The following is a 16,340-nucleotide window of genomic DNA, read 5'->3' as shown; positions in this document are numbered from 1 at the left end:
TGAAGTGCTGAAGCGACATACACAAAGCAACACAAACCCCAAGGAACGGCTCGCCGCCCTCTGTAATCGAAGGCCACCCACATTGACTTGTTCGTTTCCTAACGAGGGATACAGCTGGAAAGAGGCCTCCCGGGTTACACATCGCAAAAAATCGCGAGAAGCAATAGACAGATATTTTTTACTGAGAAAAGCAGAATATGAAGTTTATTTTTTATCTACTCAGGGGCAAAAAAGCAACACCCTTCTTCCGGTGCCATTGAAGCGCCGTCCTCTTTACGAGAGTGGCAAGGGAACAGGTAGAAAGAAGAAATAACAAGAAAGGATGGTCGTGGAGGGAATGAATGCACTCGGCCCGCCGGTGAGCGGGTAGCAAAAAAAAACGCCCCGTCGTCCTTTGGCCCCCTTAACGGATTCAACAGGGAGCCAAAGCATGGCGGGGCGCTGAAACAAAGGCCCTTTTCGCCGAAACAGCAGAAAAGGGCCAATGACTGTTACTTGTCGCTGTTCCCGTCCCAGATCCCCGGTTCCAGCTGGTCACGAAGCTCGGGGTACTCGTTGGCATCAAAGGTAGGCAGCTTGCCATTTTTGAGCTGCTTGTTGTAATCCCTGGCCAGCTTCACCACCACGCCGGAGAGAAGCACAATGGCCACCAGGTTGGTCAGGGCCATGAACCCCATGGAGAGGTCTGCCATGGACCAGACGATGGGCAGCTCGGCCACGGCGCCGAACATCACCATGCCCAGGACGAGAAACCGGAACACCGTCAGGCCGCCGGGGTGATTTCGCTCAAGGAAGATGAGGTTGGTCTCTGCATAGGAGTAGTTGGCGATGACCGAGGTAAAGGCAAAGAAAAAGATCGCCACGGCCACAAAAGCGTTGCCCCAGTCCCCAACACCGGAGGAGAGGGCTTTCTGGGTCAGTTCGATGCCGCTCATGCCGGAGTTGCTCTCCAGGGCACCGGAGACGAGAATCACGGCGGCCGTTGCGGTACAGATCACCAGGGTGTCGGCAAACACGCCCAGCATCTGGACATACCCCTGGGAGGCGGGGTGGGGAGGATAAGGCGTGGCCGAAGCAGCAGCGTTAGGAGCGGAACCCAGGCCCGCTTCGTTGGAAAACAGGCCGCGCTTGATGCCGTTCATCATGGCCTGGGCCACGGTGTACCCCAGGGCACCGGAGACCGCCTTGTCCCATCCAAAGGCACTGTTGATAATCAGAGAGATCACATCCGGAAGCTTTTCAATCTGGGAGCCCACCACAAACAGGGCGAGGATCAAATAGGCAAGGGCCATGAAGGGCACGATGAGTTCGGCCACCCGTGCGATGGTGCGAAGACCGCCGAAGATGACGATGCCGGAGAGGACCACGAGGATTCCCCCCATGACCGCAGGGGACACCCCAAAAGCCACATCCATGGCCTGGGCAATGGAGTTGGCCTGCACCGCGTTGAACACCAGGCCGAAGGAGATGATGAGAAAAATGGAGAAGAGCACACCCATCCAGCGCATGCCCAGGCCTTTTTCCATATAGTAGGCGGGGCCGCCTCGGTAGTTACCGGCGTCGTCTCGGGTCTTGTAAAGCTGAGCCAGGGTGCTCTCGGCAAAGGCGCTGGACATGCCCACCAGGGCCACCAGCCACATCCAGAAGATGGCACCGGGCCCCCCAAGGGTAAGGGCCACGGCCACGCCGGCAAGGTTACCGGTGCCGACACGGGCGGCCAGGCTTGTACACAGGGCCTGAAAGGATGAAATCCCGGCGCTGTCCGCCTGACGGCTCTTTTTCAGCACGGAGAACATGTGCCCGAAGTGGCGAAACTGGATGAATCCCAGGCGAAGGGTGAAGTAAATCCCCACGCCGATCAGAAGATAAATGAGGACAGAGCCCCAGATCAAGCCGTTCAGGTTGTTGATGATAGTGTTTAACACGCGTTGCTCCTTGTGAGTTTAACAGGGACCGGCTTCCCGTCGATGGCATGGACAAACAAAAAAACGCACGAGCCCGGGCATTGGCGTCCAAGCCGCCCCGTTCGTGCGTGTATGTGTGTGGGTAATGCCGTTCCCGCTCATTCATACGTTCATATTTCGGCCCGGAATATAGTACGATTCACCCTAAATTGCAATCACGTAAAAACGATGGAAATCCCTCGCCAAATCAAGCCTTAGCCAAGGTTCCTTCCTTGCTGAACAGACCGGTACCTGGCCCTGCCCCGATGGCTTAACAACAGGCAACCTTACGCTTATTCTCGGTTTCACCCCCACGGACACCCGAAGCAGAACCTCCATGCAACGCCCCGCCTTGCCCTTGGCATGGCCGCCTCCCAGGCACGCTCACGGCCTATTTTACTGACACATGCAAAAAAGCCATACCCTCTATTAGAAAAATGGAATATAATAAAAGTTTTCGCACTAAAACTCGACATAGACAAAGAGGAACACCGATGCTGGACATGTGGAACGAATCATTACCGTATATCATTCGAATCCTGACGGCCGCCGCCCTGGGGGGGCTGCTCGGACTGGAACGAGACATCCACGGTCGGGAGGCGGGCCTTCGGACCCACCTGCTGGTCTGCGCCGGGTCTGCGGTGTTCATGACGCTCTCCACGGCGGTTTCCACCTTCGGTGTGCTGAAACCCGAGGCCTTTCAGGGGGTCACGGATCCCGGGCGCATCGCCGCACAAATTGTCACGGGTATCGGCTTCCTGGGAGCCGGGGCCATCATCAAAGACGGCCTCTCCGTCCGGGGGCTCACCACAGCGGCCTGCCTCTGGATCACCTGCGCCATCGGCATGGCCGCAGGGGCCGGGCTGTATATCCTCTCCGTGGCCACCACCATCATCGCCCTCTTCTCCCTGTCGGTGCTCAACTACGTGGAGCAGTTCTATAAAAAGGATGTCTACCGCAACCTGACCCTCTCCCTGCCCGAAGGGGAAAAGCCGGAGAGGGCCGTCGAGGTGATGAAGAAAAACGGGCTCCGAATCATCTCCACGGAACTTCTGAAAGACTACGACACGGGCGTCACCCGCCTCACCCTGGGGCTCCAGCTCTCATCCCGGGGGAACGTGGACAAGCGCTCCTACGATATCATCGACGCCCTGGAGGAGAGCCCCATCATGCTCAACTCCATCAAGTGGTACAAAATTTAACACACCATAGACCAAGCGAGGTGACCATGGCCCCAGACGACCTGTTCGCCGCCCCAACCCTTGCCGATGTGCTACGGGAAATGGACATTGAATTTCTCGTTGCAGGGGAATACGGCATCACCGTGGACGACGCCGCAAATTTCATCGGCAACGACCACTTCCTCTTTCTGGATGTGCGAACCCGGGAGGAGAAAGACCACCTGACCTTCTCCTTTGCCCGGCACATCCCCTTGCATGAGCTTCCCGACCGTGTGGACGAACTCCCCCGGGACAAGTTCATCATCACCTTCTGCGTCTCCGGGTTTCGGGCCGCCATGGCCTACGCCTTCCTCCGCACCCAGGACTTCGACGAGATCAAGGCCCTCAAAGGACGCCTGGACGAGCTGGCCGGAGCCATGACCCCAGGCCGGTTCTACCGCCTGGGGCCATGATGCCAGCTGTGCTCGGGACCTACTCCCCTGAGAATCGCCTTGTCTCTTTCCGTGGGCTCGATCTCTTTATAGAGGTAAAGAACATTTCCGATGGGGTCGGCCACGGAAAACCCGCGGTCGCCCCAGGGGTGGTCTTCCAGGGGGCTCAGGACGGCAAGGCCCTCCCCTGTCAATCGCGCATGCTCGGCGTCCACATCCTCCACCATGAAATTCAGGACCACCCCGGCTCCGCCAAAGACAGGCCTGTCGCCCCGGGGCTCCATAAACTGAACTGTGGGGCCATCCGATCCAAAGCGAAGGCTCAGATACCAGCCGCAATCAAAGGCGATGGAAGCGGCAAAGTGTTTTCGATAAAACGCGCGGCATGCGTCAACATCCGGCGTGCAGAAACAGGTGGATAACGCCTGTGGATTCATCTTGTCTCCTTAAAAACTGTATAGATAGTCCATGCGCCAAGGTGATACGTCACCACCACGGCAAAGGAACCGATTGCACAGAAAAAACCGGTCAGGCCACAGCCCGGCCACATCCAAAACCGGCAGCCAGCACACCGGCATTGCCCAGGATCAACGCGGAAAAAACGAGCAGGCCGGGTCCAAACCCGCCATGGTCCGAAGCCGTGCCCAGCAGCATCGGCCCCGTAAAAAACCCCGTCCCCCAGGCCAGGTAAAATGCACCGGAGACGGTGCCCCTGCGGGAGATCGGAACCGACTCACTCAAAGCGGCCATGGCCGATACGCAGAAAACACCCAACCCGAACCCGGCCATGGCAAGAGAGCCTAAAAGGGCCGGGCCGCTGGCCCAGACGGCAAGGGGCAGGCAACTCCCCGCCAGGATAAGCCCCAGGATCATGGTCGCCACGCGTCCGGCTTTGTCGGACAAGGCGCCGCCCATAAGCTGGGCCAGCCCCACGGCAACATAAAACAGGACGAAAAAAAGCGACACAGCATTCTCCCCACCCCCACGGCCCGCCACAAGGGACATGGGAATCACGGTGAGAAACACGCCATAACCGCATCCGTAGAGAACAACGCCGGAGAAAACAGCCCGCGTCTCCCGGGTGGCCACAAGGGCCCACGCCGATGTCAGGTGCCAGCCCCCGCTTCGGGGACTCCCGGTCCCTTCGTTTTTCCCCACGCCCAAAAGCACCACGATCCCACCCGAAAAACCGGTTGCCGCAAGCAACCAAAAGGCGCCGGTGCCCCCCCAGCTGTCACACAAAAGAAGGCCCAGGAGCCCTCCTGCGGTCAGCCCCAGGTGCATGGATGCGTTGTACAGGCCCAGGATCTTCCCCCGGCCTTCGGTCCAATCCATGGAGAGCAGCGCCGGGGCCAGGGCCCAGACAGGCACCTCCCCCACCCCCTGGAGAAACCGTCCCAGATAAAGAATACTCGGGGTTTCGGCCAGACCATAGGCCAGGGCCGCAAAACCGCAGACCGCGTACCCGGCCACCAGAAACCATGTGCAGCCATAGCGGTCGGCAAGGGTCCCCATGGGGACCTGAAGCAACACAAAGGGAAGGGCAAAACACGAGGCAAGGCACCCCACGTCGGAATACGATCCGGACAGGGCAGCCGATTCGGGCGGAAGACGATGAAACGGTGAGACCGACGCCCACCATCAGAAAAAACACAGAGACATTCAACGAAACAGCCGATTGAAATCGAGCCATACCATCCTCCTTATCCGCTGACATATCAGCAGAAAGTCCACACTCAGAGCGGACGGATGGCCGGGGGCCCGGATTTCACGCACGGCCCCCGTTCTCTTAATCACACCCGGATACCGGGCAAATCAGGAGCCATCGCCACTCACTCTACAGAGAACGCCAAAAAATTCAGGCTGTCTGCGGAGGAGGCGGAGAGAGAAATCGTATGGTATGTGTATTCATGTGTCTCCTACCCCGGATATTTCATGAGAAAACAGCCACCCAAAAGGAAAGCAATATGATTTCGGACGGCTACAGTAAAAATATCAGCTATTTTGAAAATGCAAAATGTAAATCAACGTTTGCTGTTTGATTTTCTCATCCTTCGGGCGAGCCGAGTGCACCCATCTATACCGTTATTCCGACTTTATAAAACCACGACTTCTGCAGGCTTCTGATGCCTTGAATATGGGTGCACTCGACTCGTGAAATATCCGGGCTACACTGGTAACGGTTTTACAGGGTATTCTTCTTGATTTTGAAACGCGTGTCAATACCGCGTGCAGGCAAGATATGGGCAAGACCACCTACAAACCCGGGGATCAGTAGTCATACCACCCCTTGCCGGCCTTGCGCCCCACGCGCCCGGCGTCGAGATGTTCGCGGAAAATCCCGGGGGTCTTGAACCGGTCGCCGTAGGTATCGGTGAGAATGGTATGGACCTTGTCGAGAAGATCCAGGCTGATGTTGTCGCTCAGGCGAAAGGGACCCACGGGGTGACCGAGGCCGAGACGGCATGCGGTGTCGATGTCCTCTTTGGTGGCGACCCCCTCGTCCAGGAGCCTGTAGGCCTCGTTCATCAGCGCCAGGAGGATGCGGTTCACCACAAACCCCTCCACATTTTTCACCTTCACCGGCTCCTTGCCGATGGCCCGGCAGAATCCCATGGCAAACTCTGCGGTTGCCGTGGAGGTGACAAGCCCGGGGATCACTTCCACCAGCTTCATCACCGAGGCCGGAGAAAAGAAGTGGAGCCCCACGAACCGATCGGGGCGGGCCGCGGCGGCCAGTTTCGTAATGGAGATTGATGAGGTGTTGGAGGCAAAGACGCACTCGGGCTTGCACAAAACGTCCAGCTCTTCAAAGAGGGCCCGCTTGGTTTCAGGCACTTCCAGAATCGCCTCGATCACAAGGTCCACCTCGTCGAACCCGTCATACATGTCCGTTGCTTCGATGCGGGCAAGGGTATTCTCTTTTTCCGTCCCATCCAGCCTGCCCTTGTCCACCGCACGTGACAGGATCTTGCCTGCAACCGCCTTGCCCCTGTCCGCCAGGTCCTGGCTCACCTCTTTTAAAATGACATCCATGCCGCTTTGCGCGCAACACAGGGCAATCTCAGCCCCCATCATCCCCGCTCCCACAATCCCGACTCGCGTCACCTTGCTCATGGTCTCTATCCTTTCGGAAATCCGGTCTGTTCACAAAAAAACCAACCTTCTGGCCAAAGCTAAACTTCACGTTAACGTAAGCCGACAAACCCGATCGCGTCAAGACATATTGTACTCTTTTCAAAACATCGTTATCAGGCAAGGCGCGGTCGGCCCCCCACCTTTCCATGCCGGGCGCAACAGGGTATCCATGTTCCTTCGCCCATCCCCCCGGAACAGCACCGTATTTTTTCATCACGACGCCCCTTGACCCCACGCGCGAAGTGTCGTAAACCCTCGTCATGAACGCCCGCACGGGGGACGGCATTGTCATGTCCCCCTTGGCGCCGGACCGCCAGTGACCGTGCGGCCGGTATTAATGCTGACTTGCCGTCCGGGTATTGCCCATGCAACCCACCCTCGGTCTCAAGCTCATCCTCACCCCCGGCATCATCGCAGCCGTTACTTACGCGGGAAAACGCTGGGGTGCCCTGGTTGCCGGATGGCTCTCCGCCTTCCCGGTGATCTCCGGCCCCATCCTGCTCTTTCTTGCCCTGGAGCACGGCCCGGCCTTTGCCGGAAACGCAGCCACCGGAACCCTGTCCGGGGTCCTGGCCTTTGTCGCCTTTTACCTGGCCTACGCCTGGAGCGCCACGCGGTTCAACTGGCCGATTGCCCTGGTCCTGGCCCTTCTGACCTACACCCTGTCGGCCCTTCTCCTGCTGGCCTGGTTCCCTCCCCTTGGCATCGGCCTTCCCCTTATTCTGGCCGTGCTGTGGTTCTCCCCGAGGCTGTTTCCGGCCACATCCCCCGGAGCACCAACCTCGGTCTCCCACCCCCATGAGCTTGCCTACAGGATGATCGCCGCCGTGCTCCTGGTGCTGGCCGTCACCTGGGCCTCAGCCACCATCGGCCCCCGGGCAAGCGGCATTGCCGCCACCTTTCCGGTGATGGGCTCCATCCTGGCCGTCTTCTCCCACCGGAAGCAGGGCACGGGGTACGTGGTAAAACTCCTTCGGGGCATGGTCTTCGGTCTCTACTCCTTTGCCGCCTTCTGCATGGCCCTGAACCGAACGCTCACGGCCCTTCCCATGGCTGAGGCCTTTCTCCTCTCCCTGGCCATGGCCGTGCTCGCCCAGGCCATCGCCTGGCGCCTGCTGAAGCCATGAAAAACGGCCCCCGGCGGCAAGCTAAAAAGCCCGTCATATCCCGAATACCTCGTTAAAATCGAAACCTTGGGCGACCCGAACACGGTGCACAGGGTGCACCCTACCGCGCTATCGGCCCTTGGAACGGTGTCATCAAGAACACCCTGATGACCGAAACGATGACCAAGGCCCCCCATTCCCCATTCCCCATTCCCCATTCCCTATTCCCTATTCCCTATCCCCCATCCCCTATCCCCTATCCCCTATCCCCTATTCCCTATTCCCTATTCCCTATTCCCTATTCCCTATTCCCTATCCCCTATTCCCTATTCCCTATTCACTATTCACTATTTCCTATTCACTATTTCCTGTTTTTCCTGCTTTCCCTGCCCTTACCCCGCCTCCCTCAACGTCATGTTCTTTTCCACCCTCACCACCCGGTTGGTGGCGTCCAGGCAGACCCAGTCCCCGGTGCGGATCACGGCCATGGGGTCGATGTCCAGGCGATCCATCATGGGGATGTTGTTCATGACGGCGCTGATGGCGACAACGGGCTCCGCCTCCCGTACGATCATGCCCAGGGGCCCTGTTTTGAACAGGCAGGCGTAAAACCCGATGAGGGCTCCTGTGGTGGAGCCCCGCCCCGATGGAAACACAAGGATCTTGCCGGAAATGTTGGCTCCGGCCTGGTCGTGCAGGTCGTTGAGCCTGCCGGTGGTAAGGTCGAAGTCCCCCAGAAAGGAGAAGGGCATGCTCAGGACCAGTGCCTCCCCTTCCACGCATCCCTCTTTGATGGTGTGGCCTTTGATGTTCATCGTTCCTCCCATGTTCCGGTAAGGGCCGCATCGATACATTGACCGGTGCTGCCGTAGTACGTATCCATCACCTTTCCCCCGGCCACCTCGCCGGCCCCCCCGCGAAGCAGGTAATGGGCACAACGGGCTGAGTTGGTCGCCACGCGGGATACAGGCTCCTTCATGTGGGCAAAGGGAAACACAGCGATGCACGAATCAGTGATGACGAGGCCTCCGGCCTTTTCGATGGTGTCCACATACCCCATGCGGCGGCACAGCTCCAGCACCCCCTCGTTGGTGGCCAGGACCAGCCGCACCCCGTCGGACACCCGTTTCCCGTCCAGTCGCATGGCGATATCCCTGATTTCGCGCATGGTCAGATGGGGACACCCCAGGGCCACCACCTCCACATCCGAGGCTGTGTAATGACAGAGCTGGGCCGCCGCATCTTTCAGCTCAAAGGGCGAAAGGCTCAACGTCATATCGGGCTTGCGGTTGCCCAGGGTCGCCTCAAGGCTCGGGGCCTCCGGCGTGATCCCGGTCAAATGACAGAGGCTCACCGCCCCGGAGACAGGCATGGGAGAAAGCAGGTATTTCAGTTTTTCAAAGGGAACGGTGGGCGGCAGCCCGTCCACCACCACATTCCGTGTTTCGGCCAGTGCGCCGACGTGATAGCCGATGGCGCCCGCTCGGCTTCCGAGAGCTTTGCCGTATCCACTTTCTGGAACTTCACCACCACCTCGGCATAGCGCTCGTCCTTTCGTATGCGCCCGAACTCGGGGGTTCGGCCGGTGATGGCCGAACAGGTCATGGCAATGCCTGAATCCCGGTTTCCCCGGGCCCCGAACAGGGAGTTGTTGATGATGATGCCGGAAGACCCCGCCCAGGAAAAAACGTTGTCCTTTTTCAGCATGTTCCCCATGAGGTAGGGGGCGCAGCTCAAGGTCATAAAGCATCCCAGCCCCTTATAAAGTTCCACGGCCTTTGCCGTGTCCTGGATCACCGGGCCCGCCGAGTCTTCCCGAAGCCCGAGCTCCGTCACCCATCGGGCGGCAAGGGGAGACAGGGAGTGAATGGTGGACAGGGTGGGCACAACATCCACCCCTTCCATGAGCTCCTGAAGCATGTGCACGGGATCCGGCAGAATATGGGCGCTGTCCACCCGAACCAGCCGCTGGGCGTCAAAGGCCTCCCCGTATTCAACCAGAAACGCCAGGGCCTTCTGGACTCCGGGGCCGAACTCGCCCCCCAGCATCTTTCTCTCTTCTTCCGTTAAAAGCATAAAAACCTCGAATTCAGGTATCACAGAACGTTTCAGGTGTGTGCCCGTGCGGGTTGGAGCGCTTCAGCCCCGCATCGCACAGGCACGCGGTCCGCCAGAGACCGGTCATGCGGCCCTCGGAGGGATACAGAGAAGCTTCTTTTCAGGTGCCACGTCCCGGATATCCAGGCCCAGGCCCTCCACCAGGCTGTCCACGGTCACATCCATTCCGTTGCTGAAAAAATGGGGGTAATGCTTTTTCACGGAATCGAGAAGATCGTACACGGGGAGGTCGGGAAAGCTGCCGTAATAATGGATGTACTCCATGTGCTTCTCTCCCGAGAGGGTGTAGGCCGGGTAGGTCGTGTCATGGATGCCGTCGAACTCCGGGATGTAGTACCCGGATTTTTCGCACAGCCCCAGATCAAAGGACGGAGTGGCCTTGACCCATTTGCCTCCCAGAAAGATCTCGGCAAACCCGTGAAAGGCAAACACATCGGTCTGGAGCAGCTCGGTGATTTTCGCGGGGGTCTGGTGGTTGATGAGGTCGGCAAACCCCATGCGGGCGGGAATCCCCACGGACCTGGCCGCAGCGCACAGGACCAGTCCCTTGGACACGCAGTACCCGCTCGCTTTTTTCAGGATATTGCTGGCCTTCATGTACAGGGGATTGATCTCGTAGCCGAACAGGTCGTACTTGATATCGTCCCGGACAGCGTAAAACAGACGAATCGCCTTCTCTTGGTCGGTATAGGCTCCCCGGCACGCTTCCCGAGCGTAGTCCGCAATCTCAACGCAGTCAGAGTCAATGAAAAAGGTGGGCTTCAGGTACAGTGAAAACTCTTCGGGTTCTGTCATGGTATCGGTCTCCTGTGATTTGAATGAAGGCTGCGCAGTCTCCCGGGCTGTCCGATCCGGGAGCTGCAGGGAGTCAGAGCGGGTGCGCTACAGCAACATCGCGATTCACCGGGCAAAGGGGCCCTGGGGCAGAGGCCGGGCGGGACCCTGCCGTCAATCCATCTTCATGTACGTGCCGATCATGCCTGAAATCCCCTTGGCAAGGGGACGGAGCTGGGACACATCCACCTTGTCCAGGGTGTCGTCGGAGGTAAGAAGGTAATAGGGCTGGCCGATCCAGTGAATGAAGTCGACCCCCGTATACATATGGTAATGCCCGGCCTCACCCGGGGGCACGGGTCCCAGGAGGGTGGAGGGAATCAGCAGGGTCCGCTCCGGCTCGGTGCGCTTCATCATCCGCGATGCCGTGGCAATGGCTTCGTAGTTTTCGTTGACAAAGACGATGGAGAGCCTGCTGCTGCGGTTGCGGAACACCCCGTTGCCCTGCCCGTCGTCCACGTAGTTCCGGGCCGCCAGGTGCTCCAGGTTGATGTCCAGAACGGCGTTTTTCAACAGGTCCTCCGCGTGGGTATGGGCAAAGGTTCGGGACCCCTTGCCCCCGTAGAAATGCCCCGTGGTGGTGATAAAGAGCAGGGTCTTTTCACGCTGGTCCGGGGGAACCTGGGCCCAGGTCTCTGCCATGGCAAGGACCATGCCCACGCCGGTGCCGTCCTCGGTGGCCCCTTTGAAGGCCGAGTCGTGGTGGGTGCTGATGATGATGGTCTCCTCGGATTGCCCCGGCAGGATCCCGTAGATATTGCGGCCGTGGCCCGGCTCCAGGGTTCCGGTGATGGTCAGGGTGGCGTCGCCCCCGGCCTGGGCAAGGGCCTTGATGCGGTCGTTCTTGTAATGGGAGACATACATGCAGGGCATGGCCTTCATCTTGCCCGCATAGGGGCCCCAGTGGGTGTTGATGTCAAAGGGATGGTCCTTGAGCACCAGCACGAGGCCTGCGGCCCCCCGGTCGCTGGCGAGCCAGTAGACCGAGTTGGGATTGTTCTCCTCTGTATACTCCGCCGGAAAGTTGCTTCGCACAAAGGTCAGGTCCTGGGTGGTCAGCAGGTTGAAAGACCCGGTGGGATCCGAGGTGTAATACCCGTCGTCATAGAGCATCTGGATGAGCCCCACGGGAAAGGAGGGGAAGGGGCACTGGGCCACAATGATCTTGCCCTGGATGTTGCCCAGCTTGTCGAACTCTTCCCGGGTGCCCTCACCGGCCCAGACCATGGAGCCCGTCACGGCCCCACCGTTGGGTTTCTCCCCGTAGACCATGCCCGTGTTCACCGTATAGAAGGCGGGAAACTCCGTCATCACACCGTCCTCTTCCACCTGGAGATTCCAGGACTCGGCCTTGTAGACATCGCACTCAACCTCTTCGACACCCACATTTGCCACCCCCAGAATCGCCGACATTTCGCCGATGATGTACTCTTCGGCGATCCGGGCCTCCGGGGAACCGATCCTGCGATGCTCGGTGGCACACACCTGTTCGACATAGGAGAAAATTTCGTCTCCGGAAGGAAGATAAGCGTCGGTGTCGATGGGCTCGGGCAGGGTCTCTTCCACTTCGGAGGCCGCTTTCTTGATACGCATGAAGTGAGGGATATCCATGATCACCCGGGTGAGCAGCTCCACGGTGGTCTCCTCGCCGCTGGGCATGAAGAGGGCAGCCCACCCGTTGGCGGGCTCACTGGCCGGGCTGTGGAAGATGTAGCGCCAGGCGATGATTTTGTACCAGTAGTACTTCCCCACGTCGGCCTTTGTGTCGTCAAAGGTCGCCTCTTTCAATACAGGGCTGATGGGGTAATAAGGCCCTGCCACGTTACGGGCCCTGAACACGCTGTACCCGGTGGCGCGGGCAACGGGGTCCCACTGAATCCGTACCCTGTTTTCAAAGCGCCCGGAGCTGGCCACCACATTGGCGGGCGAGGCCACTTTGCTCAGGGACTCCAGGCATTCCTGAACAACCTCGGTTCCGGCATCGTCGGCGAAAACCGGCGATACAAAGAAAACAAACAGGGCCAGCGCAAGATGCCACAGGACATTCTTCTTCATGCATTCCTCCTTGAAATTCACAGTATAGTAGGTTGATATTCCTTAAAAAAATGATCCAAACAAAGAGACTGGGGACGTTGCCACCGAGCACATCCGCCCCGGATGTTCTGCTCAAGCTGTATCAAGGGATAGAAAAACATCGGTTCGGCGCATGCTGCCCCGGGCGATACGCATGAGTGGTTTCGCATTCCGAACACTGCTTGGATTACTGCACAGAGTATGCCACCTGTCGCACGCGACAACTCAACCGCGGCAAGTAAGGAGAAAAGGAAAACATTGTTCGTACTCAAACAAAAAAAAGGGCGGGGAATATTTCCCCACCCTTTCTCTACGAGCCGTCAATTATTCGATTTTTCTTATTGCTTAAATTGCAAAGAGGAGACATTCCGTAAATTGGGGAATTATTCCTCATCCACGGGAGCTATCTTGAATTTCTTAATCTTGGACGCCAGGGTTTTCCGATCGATCTTAAGGACCTGGGCCACCCGGCTCCGGTTCCACTGGTACCGGTTCAGGTGACTCTGAATGATCTCTTTTTCAAACCGCTCCACCTGGGAAGCCAGGGTACAGGAATCACCACCCGATACGGTATCGACCCTGGCCCTTCCGGGGGCGATGGATGTCTCTCCTCCGGGCATACCCGTAAAGTCGACCTTGTTAAGGGCAAGAAATCGGTTGAGGACATTCTGAAGTTCCCGCACGTTGCCCGGCCAGGTATAGGCCATGAACGACCGCCTGACCTTGGAGGAAATCCGGGGCAGGGGCTTGTCCGTCCCCGCCTTCATGAAAAAATGGTCGATGAGAAGGGGGATATCCTCGGCCCGGTGACGCAACGGAGGCAGGCGGATGGGAATGACATGGATGCGAAAAAAGAAATCTTCCCGCATTTTCCGGGTGCGAACCAGCTCTGTAAGGTCCCGGTTGGTGGCGGCCACAATGGAAAAGGAGGCGTGCTTTACCCGGTTGCTCCCGATGGGCGTGTAGCCGCCCCCTTCAAGGGCCCTCAACAGCTTGACCTGCATGTTGAGGCCGATCTCACCCACCTCGTCGAGGAAAAGAGTCCCGCCGTCGGCCAGGTCCAGGAACCCCGCCTTGTCGCATATGGCCCCGGTAAAGGCCCCCTTCTTGTACCCGAAAAACTCGCTTTCGATGATGCTCTCCGGTATGGCTCCGCAGTTCACCGGTACAAAGGGTTTGTCGGCCCTGGGGCTCATGTCGTGGATCGCCCGGGCCGCAAGCTCCTTTCCCGTGCCCGACTCCCCTGAAATCACCACGTTGGCAGGGGACGACGCCGCCTGGATGATCAACTCGTAGACCCGCTGCATGGCCTCGCTCTTACCGATAATGTTGCCGAACCGCTCGCTCTTCTGGATGGACCGCTTCAGGTAGATGTTTTCCACGCTCAGCTGCTGTTCCCTCTCCTTCAGGGCGACCTCGGCCTGCTTTCGCTGGGTGACGTCCCGGGCGACACATTGAAGGAGAATCACCTTTCCCCCCTCGGAGATGGGGTTGCAGGAGACCTCCACGTAAAAGTCGGGCCGGTCCTTGGCCCGGAACCGGAAGTCGTAGGTGGTGGTGCTGGGGTTCCCCGAAAAGGCCTGCTCCAGAAGCACGATGGCTGTATCGAGCTCCTGGGAATTGTCCAGATATCGGGAAATATGGGTATGGGTCATCTCCTCCGGCGAATACCCGCTGAATTCCGAGACCACCGGGCTGATATAGTCGATCCGCAAATCCGGCGTCAGGCCGAAGACCACGTCCTTGATCTCCTCGGTGAGCATGCGGTATTTGATCTCGCTGCGCCGCAAGGCCTCCTCGGCCTGTTTCCTCTCCGTAATGTCCCTGGAGGCCCCGGTAATTCCCACAGGGTGGCCGTACTCCGTCAGGATCAGCTTGGTGATGGTTTCGATCCACCGGCTGGTGCCGTCCTTGTGCCAGCATATCGTAGTGGGCACGTGGGCGTTGTACTCGCCCAGAAGTCCGTCCTTGAGCATCTGCTTTGCCCGGAGATAGGATTCTTCGGAGAAAAACTCCTGGAGCTTCAACAGCTTGAATTCCTCCTGGGTGTACCCCGTGACCCGCTTCACCGAAGGGCTCACATAGGTCACGGCAAGATCGAGGTCGGTGATAAAGACGACATCCGTGGAGTTCTCCGCGATCAATCGGAAAATTTCGTCCATGTTTCGTGCCGGAGGGGTGGCGGGCGCCTCGGTCATGCAGCCCTTGATGGCCACAAGGCTCCTGCCCGTGCCGGGAATCATGGAGACATTGACGGTGCGCTCACGAATCGCACCCTTGCTGTCGATGAGGCGGCACGGGTAGGCCTCCGGCACACCGCCCTGCTGCTCACGACGCATCCTGTGATACCGTTTCAGGGTTTCCATGTCCTCCCGGTGAATGAACTGCGAAAGCCCCCCCGCTCCGGCCGCCTCGGCTTCGCTGTACCCGGAGGCCTCCTCGAAAATCCGGTTGACCCTGAGGATCCGCATCTCTTCGTCCAGAACCACCACGGCCTCGCCCTGCTTCTCGAACTGTGTCTCAAGGGACTCGGTGCGCTGCCTCAAGGCCACCCCCATGTTGTTCTGGCGGGTCATGTCAAAGGCGGTGCACGTCACCGCCCTCACCTCGCCGTCCCCCCCGCAGATGGGCGATGATGAGACATCCGCCCAGAACACATCACCACCCTTGCAGATGAACCGGCGGGTCATCCGAAGGGAGGCCAGCTCGCCGCGAACCAGTGACATAAAGTTCCTCGCCACCTCCTCATAGTCATCCGGTGCGATGATGTCCCGGATGGAAAGGTTCCTGAGTTCGTCGTCAGCGTAGCCTGAGACTTTTTTCAACGACTCGTTGTATTCGAGAAAGGCCCCGTCACAGGAGAGGATTCCAATGATGATCGGGGTGACGTTGAAAACGGACTTGAATAGTGAGTACTCCTTCATGGCTCCCTTTCGCACATGGTGTTCAAAGTGATACGACTGCACTTCCGGAGTTCGCGCATCGGCCCCGACGAAAAATGATCATGATATGGATACGACGGCTCATTCAAGCCTGGTGACTCATGGAAAAAATGCTGCGTGTGCTGGTATGACGTGTCTTCGATGATATGCCGGGCTACCTGGCGAAGGGCCCTGGCCCGCTTTTTTGTACGACTGTACTATTTTTTACATCTATCTCACTGAAGGGGGGAACGGGGTCCCCTCAAAGGGGCCTCAAAAAAACACTGTTTTTCCTACTATACACCGGCAAATTTACTTTCTGCAAGAAGATTGACACAATTCCTCACACGGAAACACCACAAGGCATAAACAGAGCTGACTTTACGCACGACCCTGCGTTTAATAAACCGCCATGTAGACGTCATCAACAATACTACTTTTTCGATTTCCCTCTTCAGCCGGCCTCATGGTGAAGGGCCATGCCCCTGCCCGGATATTTCATGAAAAAACAAACAGCCAAAATGAAAGCCACATGATTTCAAAACGCTATAGCGAAAATGTCAGCTATTTTGAAAATGCAAATCAGGGTGTGTTG

General features: G+C 58.3%; 13 protein-coding genes. 3 read left to right on the top strand and 10 right to left on the bottom strand.

What is annotated here, in order from left to right; all coding sequences use genetic code 11:
• Positions 1 to 491: 491 nt before the first annotated feature.
• A complete protein-coding gene (locus tag ACOYW2_RS07625) occupies positions 492 to 1,925 on the bottom strand; it encodes an alanine/glycine:cation symporter family protein (RefSeq protein ID WP_482769999.1) in 1,434 nt (477 codons plus the stop codon).
• A gap of 512 nt (positions 1,926 to 2,437) precedes the next feature.
• On the opposite strand from ACOYW2_RS07625, the gene ACOYW2_RS07620 reads away from it, so the two are divergent.
• Entirely contained in the window at positions 2,438 to 3,145 is a 708-nt protein-coding gene (locus ACOYW2_RS07620) for an MgtC/SapB family protein (RefSeq protein ID WP_482769998.1), read from the top strand.
• A gap of 26 nt (positions 3,146 to 3,171) precedes the next feature.
• Positions 3,172 to 3,576 (top strand): rhodanese-like domain-containing protein, encoded by a 405-nt coding sequence (locus ACOYW2_RS07615; RefSeq protein ID WP_482769997.1) that lies wholly within the window; start codon positions 3,172 to 3,174, stop codon positions 3,574 to 3,576.
• Here ACOYW2_RS07615 and ACOYW2_RS07610 read toward each other — a convergent pair.
• From ACOYW2_RS07610 to ACOYW2_RS07600, 3 genes are all read right to left on the bottom strand, one after another.
• A complete protein-coding gene (locus tag ACOYW2_RS07610; protein WP_482769996.1) occupies positions 3,558 to 3,992 on the bottom strand; it encodes a VOC family protein in 435 nt (144 codons plus the stop codon). The two genes, ACOYW2_RS07615 and ACOYW2_RS07610, sit on opposite strands and share 19 nt — an antisense overlap.
• A gap of 91 nt (positions 3,993 to 4,083) precedes the next feature.
• Entirely contained in the window at positions 4,084 to 5,145 is a 1,062-nt protein-coding gene (locus ACOYW2_RS07605; RefSeq protein WP_482770995.1) for an MFS transporter, read from the bottom strand.
• Between the two features lie 681 nt (positions 5,146 to 5,826).
• Complete coding sequence (locus ACOYW2_RS07600) at positions 5,827 to 6,672, bottom strand: 3-hydroxyacyl-CoA dehydrogenase family protein (protein ID WP_482416784.1); 846 nt, start codon at positions 6,670 to 6,672, stop codon at positions 5,827 to 5,829.
• Positions 6,673 to 7,058: 386 nt separating this feature from the next.
• Here ACOYW2_RS07600 and ACOYW2_RS07595 point away from each other — a divergent pair, with 386 nt between their 5' ends.
• On the top strand, positions 7,059 to 7,820 hold the full coding sequence (locus ACOYW2_RS07595) for a hypothetical protein (RefSeq protein ID WP_482769995.1): 762 nt from the start codon (positions 7,059 to 7,061) through the stop codon (positions 7,818 to 7,820).
• A gap of 371 nt (positions 7,821 to 8,191) precedes the next feature.
• On the opposite strand, the gene ACOYW2_RS07590 is transcribed toward ACOYW2_RS07595, so the two are convergent.
• From ACOYW2_RS07590 to ACOYW2_RS07565, 6 genes are all read right to left on the bottom strand, one after another.
• The gene (locus ACOYW2_RS07590; RefSeq protein WP_482416786.1) at positions 8,192 to 8,614 is read right to left on the bottom strand and encodes an aconitase X swivel domain-containing protein; all 423 of its coding nucleotides are present in this window, start codon (positions 8,612 to 8,614) and stop codon (positions 8,192 to 8,194) included.
• Entirely contained in the window at positions 8,611 to 9,228 is a 618-nt protein-coding gene (locus tag ACOYW2_RS07585) for an aconitase X (RefSeq protein ID WP_482769994.1), read from the bottom strand. The genes ACOYW2_RS07590 and ACOYW2_RS07585 overlap by 4 nt, the downstream gene beginning before the upstream one ends.
• Positions 9,189 to 9,875 carry an aconitase X gene (locus ACOYW2_RS07580; protein ID WP_482769993.1) on the bottom strand — a complete coding sequence of 229 codons (687 nt, stop codon included), beginning with the start codon at positions 9,873 to 9,875 and terminating at the stop codon, positions 9,189 to 9,191. The genes ACOYW2_RS07585 and ACOYW2_RS07580 overlap by 40 nt, the downstream gene beginning before the upstream one ends.
• A 105-nt stretch (positions 9,876 to 9,980) precedes the next feature.
• A complete protein-coding gene (locus tag ACOYW2_RS07575) occupies positions 9,981 to 10,712 on the bottom strand; it encodes a transglutaminase-like domain-containing protein (protein ID WP_482769992.1) in 732 nt (243 codons plus the stop codon).
• A 153-nt stretch (positions 10,713 to 10,865) separates the two neighbouring features.
• Positions 10,866 to 12,806 (bottom strand): M28 family metallopeptidase, encoded by a 1,941-nt coding sequence (locus ACOYW2_RS07570; RefSeq protein WP_482769991.1) that lies wholly within the window; start codon positions 12,804 to 12,806, stop codon positions 10,866 to 10,868.
• 401 nt (positions 12,807 to 13,207) lie between these two features.
• Positions 13,208 to 15,748, bottom strand: a complete 2,541-nt coding sequence (locus ACOYW2_RS07565; protein ID WP_482769990.1) for a PAS domain S-box protein — start codon at positions 15,746 to 15,748, stop codon at positions 13,208 to 13,210.
• Positions 15,749 to 16,340 lie beyond the last annotated feature (592 nt).

It is taken from the genome of Desulfoluna sp. CLI2B (assembly GCF_056847375.1).
The sequence above is the reverse complement of the archived record's forward strand: the minus strand, read 5'-3'. Positions and strand labels throughout refer to the sequence as shown.

What these genes read in the sequence shown, in the direction of transcription:
- ACOYW2_RS07620 (WP_482769998.1), top strand. Translation starts at nt 2,438, where the DNA reads ATGCTGGACATGTGGAACGAATCATTACCGTATATCATTCGAATCCTG.
- ACOYW2_RS07615 (WP_482769997.1), top strand. Translation starts at nt 3,172, where the DNA reads ATGGCCCCAGACGACCTGTTCGCCGCCCCAACCCTTGCCGATGTGCTA.
- ACOYW2_RS07610 (WP_482769996.1), bottom strand. Translation starts at nt 3,992, where the DNA reads ATGAATCCACAGGCGTTATCCACCTGTTTCTGCACGCCGGATGTTGAC.
- ACOYW2_RS07600 (WP_482416784.1), bottom strand. Translation starts at nt 6,672, where the DNA reads ATGAGCAAGGTGACGCGAGTCGGGATTGTGGGAGCGGGGATGATGGGG.
- ACOYW2_RS07595 (WP_482769995.1), top strand. Translation starts at nt 7,059, where the DNA reads ATGCAACCCACCCTCGGTCTCAAGCTCATCCTCACCCCCGGCATCATC.
- ACOYW2_RS07590 (WP_482416786.1), bottom strand. Translation starts at nt 8,614, where the DNA reads ATGAACATCAAAGGCCACACCATCAAAGAGGGATGCGTGGAAGGGGAG.
- ACOYW2_RS07580 (WP_482769993.1), bottom strand. Translation starts at nt 9,875, where the DNA reads ATGCTTTTAACGGAAGAAGAGAGAAAGATGCTGGGGGGCGAGTTCGGC.
- ACOYW2_RS07575 (WP_482769992.1), bottom strand. Translation starts at nt 10,712, where the DNA reads ATGACAGAACCCGAAGAGTTTTCACTGTACCTGAAGCCCACCTTTTTC.
- ACOYW2_RS07570 (WP_482769991.1), bottom strand. Translation starts at nt 12,806, where the DNA reads ATGAAGAAGAATGTCCTGTGGCATCTTGCGCTGGCCCTGTTTGTTTTC.
- ACOYW2_RS07565 (WP_482769990.1), bottom strand. Translation starts at nt 15,748, where the DNA reads ATGAAGGAGTACTCACTATTCAAGTCCGTTTTCAACGTCACCCCGATC.